Annotated in this window: 2 protein-coding genes; both read right to left on the bottom strand. The window is 56.4% G+C overall.

Features of this window, described 5'->3' with window-relative positions; all coding sequences use genetic code 11:
* Positions 1-898 (bottom strand): type I-B CRISPR-associated protein Cas7/Cst2/DevR (gene cas7i, locus ABJK56_RS01460; protein ID WP_347242889.1); only part of this gene is annotated, 898 nt, incomplete at its 3' end.
* Positions 895-1,662: hypothetical protein (locus ABJK56_RS01455; protein ID WP_347242888.1), on the bottom strand; the 768-nt coding region annotated here is incomplete at its 5' end. The genes ABJK56_RS01455 and cas7i, both read right to left, overlap by 4 nt.

Below are 1,662 nucleotides of genomic sequence, written 5' to 3'. Positions count from 1 at the left end.
CGCCATAATCCTGGAGCGCCTGCTTGGCTTCTTCGGCATTCCCAAAAATCCCCTCCTCGATGCCGAAGATCACTTTCTCGCAGCGGTCCTTGAACTTTTTGAGAGCCGCAACGATGGGTGCCGTGTGTAGAAGGTATTTGCCGTTTTCATACTCCGCGCAGAGAGCTTCCAGAAAAACGGGATGTTTGACAGATAGTCGAGCATAGGCCAGGAATTTTGGAGACAGATCGGCCAGCATGCGGGCGGTGCGCCCTCCACCCCAAAGAATATTGAAGGCCTCCAGCAACGTCTGGATGCGTTTTCTCCGCTCTTCCACCGGCAGGACTTTCTCTGTTCGTCCGTTGCCTGAATTCTGTTCCTGGAGTCCGGCCGGCACCTTATCGGGGGCTACTTCCGTGTCGCGGAACACACCGACCCGATCCAGCTCCACAAGCACGCTGCCTTTAAACAGGTTGGCGTACAGTTCGGTTTCGAACATATTCCCGCCGCTTTCCATCTTCTGCCCGAATTTTTCGAAGGAGCGGGTACCGAGATCGCGATCGCCCTGGAAGGGGAACAAACCGACGGCGGCCGACACGCGGACGGGGGAGGTCCGCCGCCAACCGCCCGACGGATCGAGGTAGCCGAAAAGGTCCTCGTCGGCGAACTCCCAGGGCCGAACCGGCGGCGTCACCTGCTGCCCACTGACCTTGCAGTGCGGTTCCGAGAGTGGATATCCCAGCTCGTCCAAGCGATCGCGGAGCATCCGGCGCAGGGCCTGGCCGGAGATATAGGGCAGGGTGCTCCCATCGGGCAGGGTCACTTTCTTGGTGACCATCACGTTCCCTTCGTTATGGGAAGCGTTGATGTTGGCCGCCGAAACCTTTGTGAGGTATCCGATGACAATCGCTTTGCTCATGCGTTATCCTCCTCAGTGGTCGAGTCAGAATCAGTACCCTCTTCGCTTGCTTGTTTACCCTTGCGGAGATACGCGTTCATCGCGTGGACGGCAAGAAGGATTTTCACGAGAACCCAGGACACCCCGGCAATCCGCTCCTGACGCTCGATGCGGAGCAGGTCACCCGGCACAGTGATTTGCAGGCGGAACTGGGCGTCATTGAGGACACGATAGAACTCCTCGGGCTTTTTGGCGTTGCGAAGGGCATAGAGCAAGCCCATTTCATTTTGTTCGGACGCCTTCTTGCCCAGCGAATGTCCAAAGCCGGCCAAAACCTTTTGAAATTTTTCATCCATCTGAAGAACCTCCGCCAGATAGCTACTCAGCACGTCAAGTGTTCCATTGATCAGCCCACGAGAATGCCGGTCGGATTCCTCAGCGCGGGCACACACATCGAAGAGGAATTGTTCGACAAACGGTAGGGGGTCCGAAAACTCGAGGATCGCCCAGGCGATTTTGTCCCGCCACAGAGTTTCGTACTTTTGACCCTGCCGGGCATCAAATTGCCTGAAGATTTTTTCCAGGCGTTGGTGGGGCGTGTCGCCTTTCAGGTTTAAACCCTGAATGATTTCTATCCATTTTTCATAAAATCGAAATAGACGATGGAGCTGGGACAATTCGCAGAGCATATTCATCTTGAACGCCCGGCCGGGCTTGCCGGTCACGGCGTAAAGACGCATGGGCGGATGCCCGGTGAGGGGCTCGGCTCCTAGCAAAAAGGCCAA

Origin of the sequence: Thermogutta sp. (genome assembly GCF_039793925.1) — a bacterium.
GTDB lineage: Bacteria > Planctomycetota > Planctomycetia > Pirellulales > Thermoguttaceae > Thermogutta.
This window is presented reverse-complemented; position numbering and strand designations above follow the sequence as displayed.